Source organism: Aliinostoc sp. HNIBRCY26 (genome assembly GCF_050235535.1).
Taxonomy (GTDB): Bacteria; Cyanobacteriota; Cyanobacteriia; order Cyanobacteriales; family Nostocaceae; genus Trichormus.
In genome coordinates, this window is sequence record NZ_CP189852.1 from 4137031 (window position 1) to 4155779 (window position 18749).

The 18749-nt window shown below is 39.7% G+C and carries 14 protein-coding genes, 1 tRNA gene and 1 pseudogene; 7 read left to right on the forward strand and 9 right to left on the reverse strand.

All coding sequences use genetic code 11. From position 1 onward, the window contains the following. Window positions 1-594: 594 nt before the first annotated feature. The 3 genes from ACQFX9_RS17590 to ACQFX9_RS17600 all read left to right on the forward strand — a co-directional run bounded on the left by ACQFX9_RS17590 (window position 595) and on the right by ACQFX9_RS17600 (window position 5566). Complete coding sequence (locus ACQFX9_RS17590) at window positions 595-4116, forward strand: response regulator (protein WP_427157300.1); 3522 nt, start codon at window positions 595-597, stop codon at window positions 4114-4116. A 63-nt stretch (window positions 4117-4179) separates the two neighbouring features. Beyond that, window positions 4180-5445, forward strand: a complete 1266-nt coding sequence (locus tag ACQFX9_RS17595) for a hypothetical protein (RefSeq protein WP_427157303.1) — start codon at window positions 4180-4182, stop codon at window positions 5443-5445. A gap of 50 nt (window positions 5446-5495) precedes the next feature. After that, a tRNA-Gly gene (locus tag ACQFX9_RS17600) sits at window positions 5496-5566 on the forward strand. A 304-nt stretch (window positions 5567-5870) separates the two neighbouring features. Here the strand turns inward: ACQFX9_RS17600 and ACQFX9_RS17605 are convergent. Then, window positions 5871-6302, reverse strand: coding sequence for a hypothetical protein (locus tag ACQFX9_RS17605; protein WP_427157304.1), 432 nt, complete (start codon window positions 6300-6302; stop codon window positions 5871-5873). Window positions 6303-6402: 100 nt separating this feature from the next. Between ACQFX9_RS17605 and ACQFX9_RS17610 the strand changes: the two genes are divergently transcribed. Next, window positions 6403-6711, forward strand: a complete 309-nt coding sequence (locus tag ACQFX9_RS17610) for a HigA family addiction module antitoxin (RefSeq protein WP_427157306.1) — start codon at window positions 6403-6405, stop codon at window positions 6709-6711. Window positions 6712-6739: 28 nt separating this feature from the next. On the opposite strand, the gene ACQFX9_RS17615 is transcribed toward ACQFX9_RS17610, so the two are convergent. The 3 genes from ACQFX9_RS17615 to ACQFX9_RS17625 form a co-directional block, all read right to left on the reverse strand. Further along, entirely contained in the window at window positions 6740-9223 is a 2484-nt protein-coding gene (locus ACQFX9_RS17615; RefSeq protein WP_427157309.1) for an NACHT C-terminal helical domain 2-containing protein, read from the reverse strand. 96 nt (window positions 9224-9319) lie between these two features. Continuing rightward, a complete protein-coding gene (locus ACQFX9_RS17620) occupies window positions 9320-10567 on the reverse strand; it encodes a hypothetical protein (protein WP_427157310.1) in 1248 nt (415 codons plus the stop codon). A 43-nt stretch (window positions 10568-10610) separates the two neighbouring features. Next, a complete protein-coding gene (locus ACQFX9_RS17625) occupies window positions 10611-11528 on the reverse strand; it encodes a GUN4 domain-containing protein (RefSeq protein ID WP_427157312.1) in 918 nt (305 codons plus the stop codon). A 111-nt stretch (window positions 11529-11639) separates the two neighbouring features. Here ACQFX9_RS17625 and ACQFX9_RS17630 point away from each other — a divergent pair, with 111 nt between their 5' ends. After that, window positions 11640-11966: a DUF433 domain-containing protein gene (locus tag ACQFX9_RS17630; protein WP_427157314.1), complete on the forward strand. Its 327-nt coding sequence runs from the start codon at window positions 11640-11642 to the stop codon at window positions 11964-11966. A gap of 63 nt (window positions 11967-12029) precedes the next feature. Beyond that, a complete protein-coding gene (locus tag ACQFX9_RS17635; protein ID WP_427157316.1) occupies window positions 12030-12311 on the forward strand; it encodes a DUF5615 family PIN-like protein in 282 nt (93 codons plus the stop codon). A gap of 55 nt (window positions 12312-12366) precedes the next feature. Here the strand turns inward: ACQFX9_RS17635 and ACQFX9_RS17640 are convergent, their stop codons facing one another. Then, on the reverse strand, window positions 12367-14844 hold the full coding sequence (locus ACQFX9_RS17640) for an NACHT domain-containing protein (protein WP_427157317.1): 2478 nt from the start codon (window positions 14842-14844) through the stop codon (window positions 12367-12369). Between the two features lie 327 nt (window positions 14845-15171). Here ACQFX9_RS17640 and ACQFX9_RS17645 point away from each other — a divergent pair, with 327 nt between their 5' ends. Further along, on the forward strand, window positions 15172-16101 hold the full coding sequence (locus ACQFX9_RS17645; protein WP_427157318.1) for a caspase family protein: 930 nt from the start codon (window positions 15172-15174) through the stop codon (window positions 16099-16101). A 211-nt stretch (window positions 16102-16312) separates the two neighbouring features. Here ACQFX9_RS17645 and ACQFX9_RS17650 read toward each other — a convergent pair whose 3' ends face one another. From ACQFX9_RS17650 to ACQFX9_RS17665, 4 genes and pseudogenes are all read right to left on the reverse strand, one after another. Further along, complete coding sequence (locus tag ACQFX9_RS17650) at window positions 16313-16570, reverse strand: transposase family protein (protein WP_427157320.1); 258 nt, start codon at window positions 16568-16570, stop codon at window positions 16313-16315. 53 nt (window positions 16571-16623) lie between these two features. Next, a pseudogene (locus ACQFX9_RS17655) lies at window positions 16624-16779 on the reverse strand (IS110 family transposase); the annotation flags it as partial. Between the two features lie 594 nt (window positions 16780-17373). After that, window positions 17374-18390, reverse strand: a complete 1017-nt coding sequence (gene hpnH / locus ACQFX9_RS17660) for an adenosyl-hopene transferase HpnH (protein WP_427157321.1) — start codon at window positions 18388-18390, stop codon at window positions 17374-17376. Between the two features lie 133 nt (window positions 18391-18523). Beyond that, window positions 18524-18733 carry a hypothetical protein gene (locus ACQFX9_RS17665; protein WP_427157322.1) on the reverse strand — a complete coding sequence of 70 codons (210 nt, stop codon included), beginning with the start codon at window positions 18731-18733 and terminating at the stop codon, window positions 18524-18526. Between the last annotated feature and the right edge of the window lie 16 nt (window positions 18734-18749).

An 18749-nucleotide genomic window follows, 5' to 3' on the forward strand; every position in this document is an offset into this window, starting at 1 on the left:
TAATTATGGTTGCCAACATGATCAACACCATACCAATGAACTAGAGACTGGGGTTCTTGATGAATAAGTCACTTTCCCCGTATATCTTGCCACTAAGACCACTTTCAGACTAAATTTCCTCAAAGCCATATAGACGCGATATATTAGTCTAACGATATACTTTTTGTTTCAACTAAGCTAGTAATTTTACTGATTGCCAAATAATTGGTACAAATAAAATTTACTTGAAAGTGTTAGTGCAACTGTCACAACGGGAAAACTGAGAGTGTAGTTTAATCGAGTTTCTTAACCTGAGCGAGATGACTGCATAGAGGATTTAGATGGTAAATACTGGAGGTGAGGCAATATTTGACCAGTCAATATAGAATCTGTAAAAAAATCACTAATAATGAAACTAACTGCACTGCTCCAATGTCGATGGCAGTTATTACCAGCCATTGAGATTGATGAATTATGAATAGTTCCATAATATGCAGTCTTGTAGCCACATCACCGTATTTGGTTACAATGTTCTGTCTACGACTGACTCATAAACATTCTTATCTGAATTAGATTGTCCTTTATCCCACTGCCGTTACAGCAGGAAAGCGGTGCATGAAATCCCAAGTAAACAGTAAGCCTAAAATTTTGGTTGTTGATGATGAACCAGACAACCTTGACTTGCTCTACCGCACCTTCTATCGCGAGTACAAGGTGCTAAGGGCAACATCTGGCCCTGCGGCACTGGATCTGCTGGCACAAGAGGGAGAGGTTGCAGTCATCATCTCTGATCAGCGTATGCCGATTATGAGTGGGACGGAATTCTTAAGCCTCACGGCAACGCAATATCCAGATATTATTCGGATTATTTTAACTGGCTACACTGATGTCGAAGACTTAGTGGAAGCGATTAATGCTGGTAAAGTATTTAAATATGTTACAAAACCCTGGGAAGCAGAAGAACTCAAGGGAGTAGTTCGTCAAGCTTTAGATACTCACAATGTTCTCAAGGCGCGGACTCGTGAATTAACCCGCACCCTACGCCAAGAATCGCTGCTGAATACCATTACCAATACAATTCGCAGTGCTTTAGATTATCGCCAAATTTTACAAGCGATCGTTGATACAGTTGGGCAGATGTTGGAGGTGGATGTTTGTCTATTGCGTCCCTTCCAAGATGAACAATTAGTCGATGAAGGGTTTATTTATCAAAAAGCGGCTTCAGCAGAGGTTAATCAAGAAGACAGCACAGCACCCATCAATCATCCCACCCCCGCCTCCGTACTAGCCCAAACGGTTTGGGAAACCCGTGAAGTACAGGTAATTAATGATGTTGAGGGAGATGAGAGAATTTACGGTGGTACACCTGAATTGCAAAATAGAGCAGAAGCCTTTGAGGAGGCACATATCTCCTCTAGCTTAGTTGTACCCCTTTTGTGGCAACAGCAATTGATGGCGGTGCTAGCATTGCACCAGTGTCACCAAGGGCGAATTTGGGAAGCAGATGAGGTGCAATTAGTGTTGATGGTGGCGGATCAAGCTGCTTTGGCTCTATCACAAGCTTATGCTTATGAGCAAGTACGCGCCTTAGCTAAACGAGAAGCTTTAATTAATACAGTTACTACGGCAATTCGCTCTAGTCTCAATCCCCAAGATATTTTTGCGGCGATTACGCAGCAATTAGGACAGGCTTTGCAAGTAGACGGTTGTGTTTTATCTTTATGGGCAGAAGAAGATGAGTATGTGCAGTATGTGGGGTTGTATGATAGCTCCCGTCCTCTAGAGAATCATTCCCTGGCTGTCTCTGATAAAGAATATAGTGGCAATTATCAATTAAATATCCCCGGATTGGCGGAATCGCAAGTACCGATTGGGGATAATCCGATTTTGCAAGAAATCATCAAGACACATGAGCCTGTGGTGATTGATGACTTGAATAATTATGGCTCAGAAATTCAAGGCTTTGATTTACCAGGAAAACGGCCAGCCCGATCGCTGATGGTGGTACCTTTAGTAGCTGATGATAAATGTATCGGTAGTATTACCTTAAGAGAAGGAAGCAAAGCTAGACGCTGGTTATCATCGGATATTGAGTTAGCCAAAACTGTAGCCGATCAAGCGGCGATCGCAGTACAGCAGTCACGCCTCTATCAGAAAACCCGTGAGCAAGCAGAACGCCTATTACAGCTAGATAAACAAAAAACCGAGTTTTTCCAGAATATTTCCCACGAATTCCGTACACCCATCACCTTAATTCAAGGGCCGTTAGAGTCGGCAGTCAGCACCGGGGAGGGATTATCCTATGATCAAAGTGCGATCGCTTTACGAAACTCCCGACGCTTACTCAGATTAGTTAACCAGTTACTAGACTTACAACGCTTAGACGCTGGGAGGATGCAGCCGAGTTTTCGTCCCAGCGACTTAGTGGAGTTTGTCAGTCAAATTGTGGAATCATTCCGTCCCTACTGTGAGAAAAAATCCCTACAGCTAGCGACTGATTTTAGTGAATGTCCCACCGTCTATTTAGATATGGAAAAATTTGACAAAGTAGTTTACAACCTACTGTCAAATGCCATGAAATTTACTCCTGAAGGCGGGACAATCAAAGTTACCCTCAAAAATGTTGGCAATCGTTGCTTATTACAGGTACAGGATACAGGTATTGGTATCGCTCAAGAGCAGATTCCCCATTTATTTGAGCGATTCCGTCAAGCTGAAGGTTCAGAAAATCGCTCTTATGAAGGTAGTGGACTGGGTTTAGCCTTAGTTAAAGAATTAGTAGAATTACACGGTGGTGCAGTTACAGTTGAGTCAGTGTATGGTCAAGGTACTACCTTTAGCCTCTTGTTGGTAGCTGGTAATGCTCATTTACCCCAACAGCAAATATCAGAAACCCGTGTAGAAGTGAATACCAGTCGAGCTAGTGTAGAATTAGCCGATTTAGAACTGGTAGAACTCAACACAGATACAACGTTAGACTTAGATGTGTCTATATCTGTAGAAGCGCAACCCAACCTAAGAGAAAACACCCAAGGAACAGCAAGCGATCGCTCCCAATACTCTATTCTCGTAGTAGACGATAACGCGGATCTGCGAACCTATGTGTCTGATATCCTGCGGCGTAGTGGCTATCAAGTTCAAACCGCGCGCAATGGTTATGAAGGCTTTGGTAAAGCTCAAGCAATTCATCCTAACTTAATTGTCACCGACTTAATGATGCCAATGGTGACGGGATTAGAAATGATTCGGATGATTCGCAGTGAGGAAACACTCAAAGGCACACCTATTATCTTACTCACAGCCAAAGTTGACGAAGAAACCCGCATCGAAGGGACAGAATATGGAGCTGATGCTTATTTAGCAAAACCATTCAATGATCGGGAACTTCTAGCAGAGGTTCGCAATCTTCTAGCCTTGAAAGAAAACGAGAGACGGGTTTTGGAGTTAAACACTTATTTGACAGAATCTGTACTCAAACGATTTTTACCGCCTACTTTGGTTTCCAAAGCGGCGGCGGGTGCTTTAAGCTTAGATTTACGCCCAGAACCACGGTTAATTACAGTGTTATTTAGCGACATTGTTGGGTTTACCCAGTTAGCCAACACCCTCAGATCCCGACGCGTGGCTGAATTGCTGAATGAATATTTAGAAGCCATGACCAAAGGGGTATTTGATAACGGTGGTACAGTAGATAAATTTATGGGAGATGCGATTTTAGCTTTGTATGGTGCGCCAGAAGAACTCACTCCTAATGAACAGGTGCGTCGAGCCGTGAATACAGCTAGAGCTATGCAAAAGTCATTGATAAAATTAAACCAAAAATGGCAAAGTCAAGGCATATTTGATGCTGAACATGGCAGTGGCGTACAGTTTCGCTGTGGAATTCACCAGGGTACAGCCGTTGTAGGAATGTTTGGGAGTGCCGAAAGGGCAGACTATACTGCAATTGGGCCAAGTGTCAATATTGCAGCTAGATTGCAAGCTGCTGCTGTTCCCGGTACGATTTTGGTGTCGGCGGCGGTTGCTGATTATTTACAAGACGAAGAAATTACTAAAGGTAGTCCATTGAAGCTCAAAGGAGTTGATGAAACAGTTTTGACCTTTATGGTGACACCAGAAGTAACAGTCAATCGTTAAAATATAAGAATTTGACTTGACTGTGAGCCAAAGCATGGAATTTCATTTAGTTCCCGATGCAACATGACTGGAAAAGTTGCAGATAAAACCCCCATAGCAGCCAAATTTGGGCGGCGACATGAAGATCCGCCTGGTTTGTGGATAGCTGTAGCTATAGGTTCATTGTCCTTGCATTTGCTGGTGTTTTGGCTAATGCGATCGCCAAATGGATTTCGTCCTTGGTTTCCTCAACAAAGCCAAGATATTGTTCCTGTAGAGTTGATAGAAGTTGCACCTCAGCCATCAACAAGCAAGACAACAGTAGCACCCAAATCCACAACCCAAGATGAGCAGAGTGTCAATTTAGATAGTGGTGTTCAGCAAAATAACAATCAAAATGAGTCTCCATCTGAGACACAAATATTGGCTCAGGAAAAGTCTCCTCCAAGAGAATCGACACCAACCCCAACACCAACACCAGAAGCGACACAACCAACCCCAACCCCAACTCCAACACCAGAAGCGACACAGCCAACACCAACCCCGACTCCCCCTATAGTTCCATCAGGCGATCGCCCTTGGGAACGTCGCGAAGACATAGAATTAGGTAAAGGCACACCATTACCATCAGATACTCCTCCTGTTACGCCAGAACAGATTGCTAAATCAGAAGCAGTAGACGGTACAACACCACGCACTCAAGAGGAAGAACCAGTCAACAACTCCTCTCAGGAATCTCCATCCTCTCCCAATGAAGCAACGAACGGTAATGTTGGTGAGCAAAATTTCCCTGCTAATGGAGAATCTACCAGTGATTCTAATAACGTAGATACTCCACCTACTCCCAATGGAGAAACCGCTAGTAATTCTAATGAAAATAACTCATCATCTAACCCAGAAACCACTAATAACCCCACTGCGGAAAATTCACCCCCTGCTAACAGTGGTGGATTGATCGCAGGCGTACTTTCCATAGATGATAATGAAGCGCGTCAACTTATACAGCAAGGTCTGATTAGAAACCGAGATATTCCCAGTGTTTTTGCTGTGTACCAAGGAAACGCGACAAAATCTCTAGACAATAGCTCCAGCTATCTCCCAAGCAACTCCACACTACAACCGGCAAAATTATTAGTCAGTTTAATCATTGATCAAAATGGCAGCTTCCAACAAGCGCAAGTTTTAGAGCTTCCTGGTGAATTGCAAAGTGAAAAGGGTGTATACGAGCAAATCGTCAACGATCTATTTAAAAATGACAGTTGTATCCCAGCTAAAAATCAGGATGGTACACCACTAGACCTAAGCAATTGTTATATATGGGTTGATATCAAGCCTCAAACCGCTAATTAAATACTTGAATTATTAATGCAGTCGTGTTAAACTAATATAGTTGCGATTTTGCGGGCGTAGTTTAGTGGTAAAACTATAGCCTTCCAAGCTATTAATGCGGGTTCGATTCCCGCCGCCCGCTTAAACCTCAAAACCCTTGTAAGCCTCATATCACAAGGTTTTTTTGTTTTTATTTAATAGTTGGTTTATAGTACATAAGCACCATAAATCAATAATCGTTTGGGATACTTTAGGTTATTTTGGGTGTAAATTGGGTGCAGAGAACATATGTACTATAATTGACTAAAAAAATTAAATATGTACACCAAGACACCTAAAGGTAAAGTACCCAAAGGAAATATCTCTATTAGGGTGATCAACTATGGCCAAACTTTGGCGATCGCAATAGCACTAAAGTCTTAAAAAACCGTTATATTTCGTTGATTTCAATCCCACGAGCGCGTTAATGGCTCAATTGGTATATCTGGATCAACCTCAATCACGGTGATATTAGCATTCTCCACTACCGTATTTCCCATAATGGTATTGTGCATTGCCTCAAATTTCGATTCTTCCTCTGCAATGCGCTCGTAGTGCAGAATTACATGGTAATGGTTAGTAATTGGCTCTCCAGAGTCCGATCGCTCCACGGTGTCCCAAGCTATATTTTGTCGTTCTTCTGCTATTTTGCGATACTCATCGGCTAGTTGTTCTAAGGCGATCGCGATCGCGTGTTCTTTGGTTTGACCGTAGCATTGTATATTTTCTCTAGGAGAATCGCTCAAAGACGATGATAACTGACAAATATACTGTCCATTGTCTTGGGGTAGGAGTGCGATCGTAATATTTCCAGTGATGTCGGGGTTTACGTCAGTCATATTCGGTTAATGATCAATGGCGGATTTGCTTTGTTTGGATAGATGAAAACAATGCTTCGGAAGTTGAAATAGTCGATTACCACTAAGTATAAATATCATAATGAATAACAACCGTTTGCCAAACATTCATCCAGGCGAAATCCTACAACTTGAATTTTTAGAACCGTTGAACATCACAGCTTATCGATTAAGCAAAGATATAGGTGTAGCTCAGACACGAATTAGCGAAATTTTATCTGGAAAGCGCAGTATTACAGCAGATACAGCTTTGCGTCTATCCCACTATTTTGGCAACAATGCCCAGTTTTGGTTAAATTTACAAACACAATATGATTTACGTCAATCCCTTGAGGAAAATTCAGAAGTTTACAATCAAATTCCTAAATTTATCTCTGATGATGTAGCCTAAAATTCATACAAATTATGAGATGAACGCTCTATTCGGCTGTTTCAAGTTTGCGTTTTTCGATTTCAGCGATCGGTAGTAATAATGTGTTTTCTATTTGTCGTCTTACATCACTACTTATTTTACACCCATTATTCAAGCAAGCTGCTAATAATTTATTTGCAACATAATATTTTTGAATGAGTTCCTGTTGTTTATCTCTAAAATTCCAAATATGACCAATATTTCGATGTTTGATTAGTATGTTTTTTAATTTTTTTATAAAGTATTTACTATTTTGTTCAAACCAGTGATCAAACTGTTCAACATAATATTCATAATTATTATTCAAAAAACTTTGATTTTTGTGGCTAGGTAGTTTAACTCTCAGCAGTTGTAACTCTTGTAAGAGTAATGAATTAATATCATCAATTGTAAAGCTTTCTATGAATTCAATAATGTCCTTGAATACATACGGGCCGCTACTAAGACTAGAGCCAATTACAATAGCTATCTCATCTTTAAAATCAGAGTTGAAAGATAAAGTCAGATCAAACCATAAATTTTGAGTCATAAAATCATAATCCAATCCATGAGTAAAACAAATAAAATCTATAATAAATTCCAGAACAAAAAGAAGAGTTTTATCATTTTCATATTCAAGAGCAATGTCAATAGATAATAGATGAAGAAGATTAAGAGTGTATCTTTTGTCCCAACTTATATCAGCAGACATTTCATCATTAAAGACCAATATAACATCCATATAAAAGCATCTAAGAGATGAATATCTATATTCACTTCTGATTAATTGAGATTTAGTGTTTATCCAATCAAGACAATCTTGTATTTCTTCATCTAGTGCCACACTTCTGTCAATATTCATCTTCATAAGTTTTATTATTTCACTGGCATCGGTAGTCATCTCTGTTGACATTAAAAAAACTTCCTGCCAATGTTGAAAAGTAATATATTTAACTAAACTCACCCAAGCAGTCTTGTTAACAAACCACTTTGCGACCAAATATTCTTGAAATGTCAGGTGCGAAAACGACCAAATCTTTTGACTTCGCTCAATTAACAACCCATGCTGAGAAGCGATCGCCTTCAAAACTGCTCGACTATCTCGCAGCCCAATTTCCAAAAACTCTGCTATGTAACCCTCAATTTCTGCCTGCTCAAACAAAACATACTGCGGCTGCTCAAACTTTTTCACTGCTAGATAGCTAAGTAACTCCAGCTTTCGTTCTGGCGATGAATCTCGGTAAATCTCATCTCGCTCAATCTCCCGTGACTTGTCCCACTGCTCTAGTATTAGCTCAAAGCCTTCCTCATAAAGCTTGGAACGCTTTGAGTAGAACTTGCCAGTTTGGTGAAACACGGCACAGGTCAAACTCAGCAAAATTGGTGTAATCGCTAAATCCCGAATCGCTTGATTCGCCTCCAGAAAAAGCTGATTTATAAACTCCTGTGATCGCGCTAGTCCTGCTGAAGCATCTCCAATAACTGCCTTAAACCAATGCTCTGCAAACGATCGCACCTGAGCTTCATTAAAATCTGCTATTTCTACATAGTCAAACCGTTCAAACCGCGATTCTTGGCTTTGCGTCCGACAAGTGATAATTACCTGAATCTGTGGATAAGAACGAGCAAACTGCTTAATTTGCTTGGTGATGTTCTTAGCATCTTCTCCTGTTACTTCATCTAAACCATCAAGCAAAACCAATGCTCGACCTTGATGGAAAATTAATTTAATTTCTGTATTTGATAACTGCCAGGACTGCTCAAAATAACGCTCCAGCGAATAGGCAAACTTACGTCCATCGTCTACAAATTCGCGCAATTTAATCAAAGCTGGGATTCGGTGCGCTTGTAAATTGCCAGTGTTGCACTCGGTAACTATTCGTTGCAAATAAGTGGTCTTTCCTGAACCTGGTTTACCCACCACCATGAGATTCGTATTTTTCGCCAGTACCTCTAGTCCTGAAACTCTTTGTCGCTCTCTACACAAGCCAATGCGATCCAAACTGCGATCGCCTGAATACCTCTCTATCCCAGTTGTAAAATCTTGCCACAGGTCATCGAGTTCTGATCTACGACTACTACTCAATTCCTCTAGGATGTTCACATCTACAAACAAATCACCTAAAGGAACCCAGCGATCTACACCCCATAGCGGCATTGTGCTATGTAATCGCTGAATATCATCATGAATGCGCGATCGCACTTGTTGCACCAGTTCATCAACAGATTGCTGGTTCTGTTCTTTATATGCAGCAAATTGACCAGTGGTTTTTAGTTCCTCAAGGAGAGACCGAATTATTTCTCGAATTAATTCTGCATCTGCGCCGTAATAAGTGCGATCGCCTACGTGAATATTCTGTCCTTGTCCCAGGTTGACTGCATATTTCCCTTGCTGAGAGACAATTTGACCACTACCACTAAGCGATTGTCGCAGAACTGTTATATCAGCCTCAGTCTGCTGTTTTTTGACGATGCGCTCAAGTATGGCGTTGAGTTCTTCAGGGGTGGTCATTTTGATTATGGTTCAGCAGTCAATTTTTATTTGGGTTGAGATGGCGATCGCAACTAAGTAACTTCTTTCTATAACTGTTGTAAACATAACCTGATTTTATCGTTGCCAAACTTTAATGGTCTGATCTCTACCTCCGCTAATTAGTGTTTCTCCATCTGGGCTAAATGCAATAGATGTCACACCTCTGCGATGTCGTTCAGGAAAAATTTGTAATTCATTTTCAGTAATTTTCCACTCTACAATCGTTTCGTCATTACTGCCACTGAATAAAGTTTTACCGTCTGGACTAAATACAAGGCAAGTAACGGCATCTGAATGTTGTTGGAGAGTCTGAGGGGTTTCTCCAGTGTTTAAATACCAAAGTTTAATCTTATTGTCATTGCTGCCACTAGCCAATATTTCTCCATCTGGGCTAAATGTTAGCGTATAAATAGCGTCTCTATGTGCTGTAAGTGTACCTAAACATCTTTTACTATCTATATCCCATAGTTTGATAGTTTTATCGTAGCTACAACTAGCAAGAATTCTTCCGTTTTTTGGATTAAAAGCAACACAGGTTACTTTATCAGAATGCCCAGATAATTTAGCAATTTCTTTGCCACTTTCTACATCCCACAATTTAATATCTTGATTATCATTAGCGGCTAATATTTTACTATCAGGACTAAAAGCTACTGAATCAAACCCGAAAACATCTAAAAAATTACTTAAAAGAGTTTTACCAAATGTATGAAACGGATTTAATAAACCTAAACGCCAAATGTATATTTGATAAGCTTTACAAGCAGCAATTAATTGAGCATCTGGACTAATGGCTACAGATGTAAACCATAAATCAAAAATGCCTGTTGCAGAAAAGGGAACAGAAATTTCTTGTATTATTTCTCGTGTGTGTGTCTGCCAACGTTTAATAACTTGATTGCCACTACTAATAAAAGATTCTTGATGAGGACTAAAAGCGAGTTTTAATCCATAACGCATCACAGATTGTTGAGAAAAATCAGTTAAATTTTTGGCTAGTTTATCTATAATTGGAATGCTAGTGGATTGACTTTCAACTTGAGTGTAATCATTCTCTGTTAAACTAGCGACACATCGCCAAGTTACTTTTTGAATGGCTTGAATTAAAGCTTTGATTGCTTGTTCATCCCAGGTTTGGTAGATGCTATCGCCTATATGAATGTCTCTACCTTCACCAATGTTGACGTTGTATTTACCTAGTTGTGATACGATTTGGCGATCGCCAGTCAAAAGTTTCTGACGTAAAAATGATATATCTTCATCGGTTTGTTGTCCCTGTTCAACCCGATTCAGAATTTTCTGGAGGTGTTTATCAGGTGTCATTGAATACTCTTATGTGCTGAATTATGATGATGGCAAAACAACTTTATAGATTGAGACACGCAGTCAGTAACGAAAACAGTTTGCGGACTTTTAACTCTTCTAGCCTTTCTCCTTCCCACCATGCTTGATCGTGAGAGAGTTCGTATTCCAAATTTCTCCTAAACTCCTCTTTATCAACATTGTCACCTGTCAGAAATCCGCTAAATGCCATAAAATCAGCCAGAAGTTGTTTTTGCCAATCCTCTTGTACAATCGTTTTTGTGACGTTTCGCAGTCCATAAACAAAAGCATTTAAAGCTGCATTGTCCATTGTCACAACTTGCATGATTCCCCAAGGGAGATGACCTTCTGGTGCATGGCTATGGTCAAAAAAAACTTGGCTAGAGGAAATCCAAGTTTCCTGTATGCGCCAGCCAACGCGATCGCCAAATGCTTGTGGATTTTTTTCGCATTCATTGAAAATTCGCTTCTGTATGCTAAACCCAAAACGTTGATTGCTGTATTGCAACCACAGGCGATCAATAATTTGGAGAACTTGACAGGGAAAATTTTGAATTTCGTCGTCGGTTAGCCAGCCCTCTTGTTCTCTGTTGACTGTCTTCAGAATAATAATTTTAGTTGTATCATTCGCTTCTCTCCATCTTCCTGAAGCCAACAAATTTTTCAAGTGTATGTACTCTTTTTGTGGCAACTCTTTGGGAAGAAGAGGGATGGAATCAAACTGATTCTTGATAAATTCAATTAAAGCTTGGATTGCTGGTTCATCCCAGGTTTGGTAGATGCGATCGCCTATATGGATGTCTCTACCTTCACCAATATTGACATTGTATTTACCTAGTTGCGATACGATTTGGCGATCGCCAGCCAAAAGTAACTGACGCAAAAATGATATGTCTTCATCAGTTTGCTGTCCATTCTCAACTCGATGGAGAGTTTCTTGGATCTGTTTATGATTCGTCATTTAATAATTATGAACAATAGATTAGTAGTTGGCTCAAAAATCGCGGTTAACTCTTGGGTGAAATATAAAATTGTAAATGTAGCCTGACAAGATTATCAAAGGATAATATCTGTGACACTCAAAGAGTTAGAAAAACAACTTCTTGCCCTCAGCCCTGATGAAAAAGTGCAGGCTATACAGTTGCTTGCTCAAAGCCTTAGTAGGAGTTGGCAAGGAATTGAGAAAACGCCTGGAGTCTGTGGTGGAGAAGCACGCATTGCGAAAACTCGTATCCCCGTTTGGGTACTTATGGAAGCTCGTCATCTTGGATACAGTGATGCTGACCTCTTGACGAGTTATCCCAGCATTACAGCTACGGATTTAGCTAATGCTTGGGTGTATGCAGAAGCCCATCCTGATGAAATCGAATTGGCAATTAGGCGTAATGAGGTAGCCTAGTCAACGGCACTATTTTACGCAGACGAGCAATTTCCATTTCCAGTTGTAGAACTATTACGCACTTTGGGACATGATGTTTTGACAGTTCAAGAAGCAGGAAAAGCGGGACAAAGTATACCTGATGAAGAAGTGCCGGCATTTGCCATCAGTCAAGAACGTTCGGTATTGACTATTAATAGAGATGATTTTATCAGGTTACATCGTCGTAATGATAATCACTGCGGCATTATTGTTTGTACTAACAATCGTAATTGGGAGCAGTTTGCAGCGCGAATAAATGAGGCTGTAACATCAGAGGAATGTTTGAAAGGAAAACTAATTCGTGTCGTGCGTCCAGTCAGTTAAAACAGTTTAGTACGAATCTTTTGTAAAGAGTTTCTCATTTCTTTCAAGCCAGAAGCTATTTTTCTAAGGACATTACTGCAAAATGCTCTTGCAACAATTTGTGAATAAAGCGATAATGTCCACCAACGCGCTGAAGTAAAAGGCGTTCGGTGCAGTAGTCGAGAAAACAGGCATAGTTCCAAGGGATGTATCTCTGGAACCAGAGAATAGTACGAAGTGAAAGATGCTTGATTATAGACAAGCAACTAAACCCTAATGAACAACAAAGAATCAGAGAAATCGTTTGAAATAATATTGTTGTTTTAATATGAAAATACGTTAAAAATAAAATGTAAAAAGTTTGAACAATAGCAATTATTAATGCAGTGTTCAATTGCTCATAAAAACCTTGATTGGGTTTATTTGAGTTTTCTATGGTAGCGAATAAACATACATATATCAATAAAAATGGCATTATAAATATGCAGGCTAATGTCGAGATGAAAACTCCGGGAACACGAATTAAATTTGATACAAGTCTATTTTTATTTCTGATTATATTGAGATATTGAAAAGTTAATAATAATAGATGATGATAGTGTTGATAAGGTAAATCATATTTAATAATTTGCTTTTCTACTAAGTTTGTATTACGAGTTACTTTTTTAAAGTTTTTTATTAGTAAAAAACCAATTTTCTTAAATCCTAAACCATAAGTAATTTCTCCTATTAATATATGTAACGGGTGTATAAATATTATTATTGGCATCAAGTAAATTAATGTAAAAACTGAAAAAGTTGATCTTAATGGAAATAAAACATGATTTTCTAATTCCTGAAACGAAGGTATTCTTATACGTAATCTATGGGAAAGATAAATTTTGTGCATTATAGGTATATTTTGTCTAAACTCTCTTGGTATATCAGCTTTAAACAGCCAACAAAATAGTGTCACAAAAGGGTAAAGAATTAGTCTTGAACCGTCTGGTTTAGACTCTGTTGCCAAGATAAAACCAGGAATTAAACCTAAAACTAGAACCAGCCAGAAAATACCTAAACTACTAGGTGGTTGAAAATAAGGAAGCAAACTCGTTGTCACAATTATTCCTGTGCAAACTACAGAAAAAGTGAAAAGTAGAAACCAATATTGCCATTGATAAATTTTTTTGGCAATAATTTGAGGCTGCATTTCCTCTATAAAAAATTCTGTTTGTGATTCTCTCTGTAACTGTTGTGCCAAAAATACCAACCATTTGCGAGTTTGCCTTCTACTAGGGGGATTTTTTCTTCGATAAGTGCGACTTTTAAATCCTTGCAACTCCATTTGGGGAGTTACAAGCTCTCTTGTCATAACAGCTTCCCAGTAAGCATCAAAGAGGTATTCTAGACGTGCTTTGGTCGAAGTGAGTGTTTTCCAATGTTGAAGAGACAGTGTATTTTCCAACGAAATAAATGCTAAAACAGACAAAAATAGAGGTGTTCTTACCAACTTTAATAGTTCTGAATCTAGTAAAAGCGTTTCCCAGATTTCTCTCTGCTTTAGGCTCGCTAAATATGTTTGAATTTGTTCATTTGTAAGAGGTTGTAGGCGAATCGCTGCATTCAGATGTAAGCGTATCTCCTGCCTCAGTGATATTTCTTCTGACTCTTGCTGATTGTCTTGTTGCCATTTGCTTCGCACAACTGTTTCATATTCTTCTAGACGACTACACACTACCAAATATTGCGATCGCCATTCGCTTTGCAAAAATTCATTAATCTTCTGCACACAAAGTTCTTGACGTGTTGATTCCAATTCATCCAGCCCATCGAGCATCGGCAGCAACTTCGTATCATCTAGCCAGTTTACAGCTATATCTTTCCGCACCCCATATTTCGATTTAAGTTCTGCAACTAACCACTCACGTATTGACTGCTTATCATCCTTCCAATTCGAGAGGTTAAACAGCACTGGAATTGGATAATCAGCATTTTTTTCTGCCCTTGCAATTAAAGCTTTCGCTAAATCTAGCATTGTAGTAGTTTTGCCAGCACCAGGATTCCCCAAAATTAACAATTTACCTGCAATTTCCTCTTGGTCAAAAACTTCTAAAATACTTCTGTCATCAGGAATTGGTTCGCTAGGTTTATCCCCTATTTTGATATCAGAACTCCAAGGACGCTTTACTTGTTCTGGCTGGGCTTCTTTTCCTACATTGATCAATACTGCATTGTGCAAAGATTGCTTGATTCTGGCAACAACTTCATCTTTCACAATTGTTAACAACAGTTTCTCAGTGCGGGGACGTTCGGCGTTTGGTGTTTCTTGCAGAACCAAACGCAACGCTTCTTTGATAACTTCCGCATCAGCACCTTGGTAAATGCGATCACCCAGGTGAATATCTCCCCCAGTTATTTTCCCAATGTTAGTGTTAAATTTGCCATTTTGAGATACTAACTGCAATACACCCTCAACTATTTTGAGCGATCGCCGCAGTTGGTCAATATCCGCCTCAGTTTGATTACCCTTCAGGATGCGATCAAGAATTTCACTGAGATGATCTTGATTAGCCACACTATTTCTGATCCTTAATTACTGAGTTAAAAATATTTTAGGCTTTTTCAACTTTATTGGCTAATTTGTGCCAAAAGACAAAAACTAACCCATCAATTGCTAATACTGTGAATTGCTGCTAATGACGCTATGAGCTTAATTCATCGGCTTTATGAGCTACCTGTGTGACTGTGAAGTGAGTTTAATTGTGTGTGCTGGTAAAACAAAACTATTATCATCAAAATGACCAATGATAAAAATAGAATTTTTAGAATATCAAAATGCCTAATTTTCATACCTAAAAATAGGTGCTAAATTATAGCCATACGACCTAATACATACCCAAAAGTGAACGCACTCTTTAGCCAAGGTCATGCCTGTATTGTTGGGGTTGGTGGTGATTTACCCAACACCGTAGATGATGCTGTCGGTCTTGCCAATATTCTCAAAGACGCGGAACGCTGCGCCTATCCACCGGAACAGGTGCATTTGTTGACTAAAGAACAGGCAAACCGAGAGGGAATTCTTACCGCTTTAGACCAATTAGCTAAATCAACTACACCTGATGCTACGGTAATAGTCTATTTTTCTGGGCATGGCTATCAAGTCAATAGCCCTATAGGAGAAGCGTATTACTTAATGCCTTTTGGCTATGACCAAACCAAACTGCATAAAACAGCGATTAGTGGTACAGAATTTATCGCCAAGCTACAGGCGATTTCTGCCAAAAAGCTGTTAGTCTTACTTGATTGTTGCCATGCTGGTGGCTTAGGAGATACATCAAAGTTAGGCTATGAAGCACAAAAAGCACCCCTTCCACCAGAGGCGCAAGCTTTGTTTAATGAAGGAAAAGGACGAGTAGCGATCGCTTCCTCCCAAGCAGATGAAAAATCTTTCGCAGGTAGACCCTACAGTGCTTTTACATTGGCATTAATTGAAGCCTTAGCAGGTAAAGGTGCTTCGCAAAAAGATGGTTATGTGCGGGTTGCAGATTTAGCCATGTATGCGCGTGAAGTCGTACCGAGAAGAACAGGCGATCGCCAGCATCCCATTCTCAATTTTGAGCAGGCTGATAACTTTATCCTGGCATACTATGCAGGTGGTGAAACTGAGCCGAAAGGATTACCCTTTGCAGGTGAACCAGAGATTGAACCTGAACCTGGGGCGTTTAATCAACCAAGTACCAATAATTCGGTTATTCAAGTTGTGACTCAGAAAAATTCAAAATACAACATCAATACGGGTATAGGTAATACGGTGATTAACGACAGCAATTAATACGAAATTTATTTTCTACACCCTAACTCAATTATTTTTCATGTTGATTATCATGCAATAGACATCCCCGAAAACGATGAAAACCTTGATATGAATGGCATACAAGATAGAAATACAGTCATAATAAATTAGAGAAACATACGATAAAATAAGGCTTTGAGATGTTTATCATTGATAATTATGCCAAAATATTCAGTGATGTGCGTTGATTTTAGTTAGGTAGTATCGCTGATATTTGTGTGGGTAATATCAGCGCACCAATTCGGAATCTTACTAGTCCACAAATTGTCAAAATTACTGGCTCATACTTGTGAGGATTTAACCGAAATCTTTCTTGGACAACTCGAAATATTTTGACTGATCTAATCCGATGTTCTACAAAAATTCGTTTGGCAGAAAAAGCTTTGTTTTCTGCTTTTTGTTCGAGTGTTAATTCTGGATTCTTGCCTTTTTTAATGGGATGTGTCAAACAACTTATTATGATGTTCTTTTACCACAAAATATACTATTTTGGAGATGTCTAATCAGATTTAGATTGTAGAATTTGAGTTGATTAACAAGTGTTGATATTTCACTTCCTGTATTTGCCACTTTTATGGCTTTACCCATCGGATGGATATAAACATCCAAAGCGGCTTTACTGACATTAATTCCTACCCATTGACCAGTATTTTCCATCTTTTACTCTCACAGATACAGTTAATGTTGCTAAAAACTGCATCTCCCTGATTTCACTCATCAAACAGCCCGATACGGGCTGTATACGTTAACTCTGTGTATTTAAAGTTTTACCCCTGGCGACTGTTCGAGTTCTGTCAACGAGATTGTTGTAGTGACCCGTGCTACATAGCGGTCTATTGTGACCAAGGTTGGGACGGTCTACTACTTCCCTCAATATACAAGGTTGGGTTGACGTTAGGAAACCCAACAAATCGGCAAAAATGTTGGGTTTTGTTCCTCAGCCCAACCTACGCGGTTTAAGGTTTTTGACGCTAACTGAACGGTATTGGGATATAGGAAGTTTTAACCTAGAGTTACGAGGCAATTCCTAGACAAAAACCCGAAATAATACTTACGTTAAAATAAAGTTATCGATTCTTTAATTGCTGCGATAGTCCTGCAACGTTATCTAACATTAGTCAGTCGCAACGAACATGATTTTGCCGAAACAGGGGTTATAATCTTTAATCCTTGGTCTATTTGACAGATTGCTGTTATTCAGATACCCGACTTTCTCAAAAAGTCGGGTATCTATAGGAATCCGCTTTGAAACTACTTCCCAAACACTGTCCCTAGAGAACGGGCGATGTTTTGCGGCTGCATAGCATCCATTGCGGCTGTAGGTTCATAGCCACAGTGAACCATACAATCAGCACATTTAGGATTACCACTAGCGCGGCCATATTTACTCCAGTCGGTTGATTCGAGTAATTCCTTGAAGGTGCTGTAATATCCTTCATTTAATAAATAACAAGGCTTTTGCCAACCTAAAACGCTGTAACTAGGACTACCCCAAGGTGTGCATTCGTAATCTTTTTCACCGATGAGAAAATCTAGGAATAGGGGGTTGTGGTTGAAATTCCAGTTTTTCTGACCAGATTTATAAGGGGCGAGAATTTCTCTAAATAAGGCACGGGTTTGTTCGCGTTGGAGGAAATGGTCTTGGTCTGGGGCCCATTCGTAGCTGTAACCTGGAGAAATCATCATCCCATCAGTATTGAGGGTTTCTAGGAAATCAAAAAACTCCTGCATTTGTTTGGGGTCACAACCTGCAAAAATTGTGGTGTTGGTGGTGACGCGAAATCCTCTAGCTTTAGCCGCTTTGATGGCTTTGACGGCAATATCAAATACGCCTTTACGGTCTACACATTGATCATGCCATTCTCGCAATCCATCTAAATGAACGCTGAAAGTTAAATATTGAGAAGGCTGAAACTTATCGAGGCTTTTTTCTAATAACAAGCCGTTGGTACATAAATAAACATACTTTTTGCGTTCTACTAAACCCTTGACAATTTCGTCAATTTGGGGGTGTAGTAGGGGTTCACCACCAGGAATTGAGACTACAGGCGCGCCGCACTCGTCTACAGCCGCAAAGCACTGTTCTGGAGTTAAGTTTTGCTTGAGTATTTCTGTAGGATGTTGAATTTTACCGCAACCAGAACACGCTAAATTACAGCGAAACAGTGGTTCTAGCATCAAAACTAGAGGAAACTTTTTCCGCCCCAAAAGGCGTTGAGTTACTAGATACTTACCAATGTCTATAGCTTGTTGTAGATTAATCGCCATTTTTGTTATTCACTCCTCTCTATATAGATCAAAGCACCATTAGGAACATAAAAGATTTGCTGTAGGTAGAAATCATCAAATATTTAAAGAGTAGAAGTACGGAAAATTAGTATAACGCTTTCAGAATTTTTAGTTAGGAGGGGGATTGGGGATTGGGGATTGGGGATTGGGGACACTTCGACAAGCTCAGTGCTTCGCTGGGGATTGGGGATTGGGGATTGGGGAGCAGAGGCAGAAAACTCTTGAATTTTGTAGGCGTAAGCCAATGCTTGGCAACGCTACCGCGTTCGCTAAAGGCATTCTCGCAGAATACCCGTAGGGTATTTTGTAGCTTGCTTCCCATAAGGGTATTTTGAATT

Excerpts from the sequence above, each read along its gene's own strand:
- ACQFX9_RS17590 (WP_427157300.1), top strand. The coding sequence starts at position 595 with ATGAAATCCCAAGTAAACAGTAAGCCTAAAATTTTGGTTGTTGATGAT.
- ACQFX9_RS17595 (WP_427157303.1), top strand. The coding sequence starts at position 4,180 with ATGACTGGAAAAGTTGCAGATAAAACCCCCATAGCAGCCAAATTTGGG.
- ACQFX9_RS17605 (WP_427157304.1), bottom strand. The coding sequence starts at position 6,302 with ATGACTGACGTAAACCCCGACATCACTGGAAATATTACGATCGCACTC.
- ACQFX9_RS17610 (WP_427157306.1), top strand. The coding sequence starts at position 6,403 with ATGAATAACAACCGTTTGCCAAACATTCATCCAGGCGAAATCCTACAA.
- ACQFX9_RS17615 (WP_427157309.1), bottom strand. The coding sequence starts at position 9,223 with ATGACCACCCCTGAAGAACTCAACGCCATACTTGAGCGCATCGTCAAA.
- ACQFX9_RS17620 (WP_427157310.1), bottom strand. The coding sequence starts at position 10,567 with ATGACACCTGATAAACACCTCCAGAAAATTCTGAATCGGGTTGAACAG.
- ACQFX9_RS17625 (WP_427157312.1), bottom strand. The coding sequence starts at position 11,528 with ATGACGAATCATAAACAGATCCAAGAAACTCTCCATCGAGTTGAGAAT.
- hpnH (WP_427157321.1), bottom strand. The coding sequence starts at position 18,390 with ATGGCGATTAATCTACAACAAGCTATAGACATTGGTAAGTATCTAGTA.
- ACQFX9_RS17665 (WP_427157322.1), bottom strand. The coding sequence starts at position 18,733 with ATGGGAAGCAAGCTACAAAATACCCTACGGGTATTCTGCGAGAATGCC.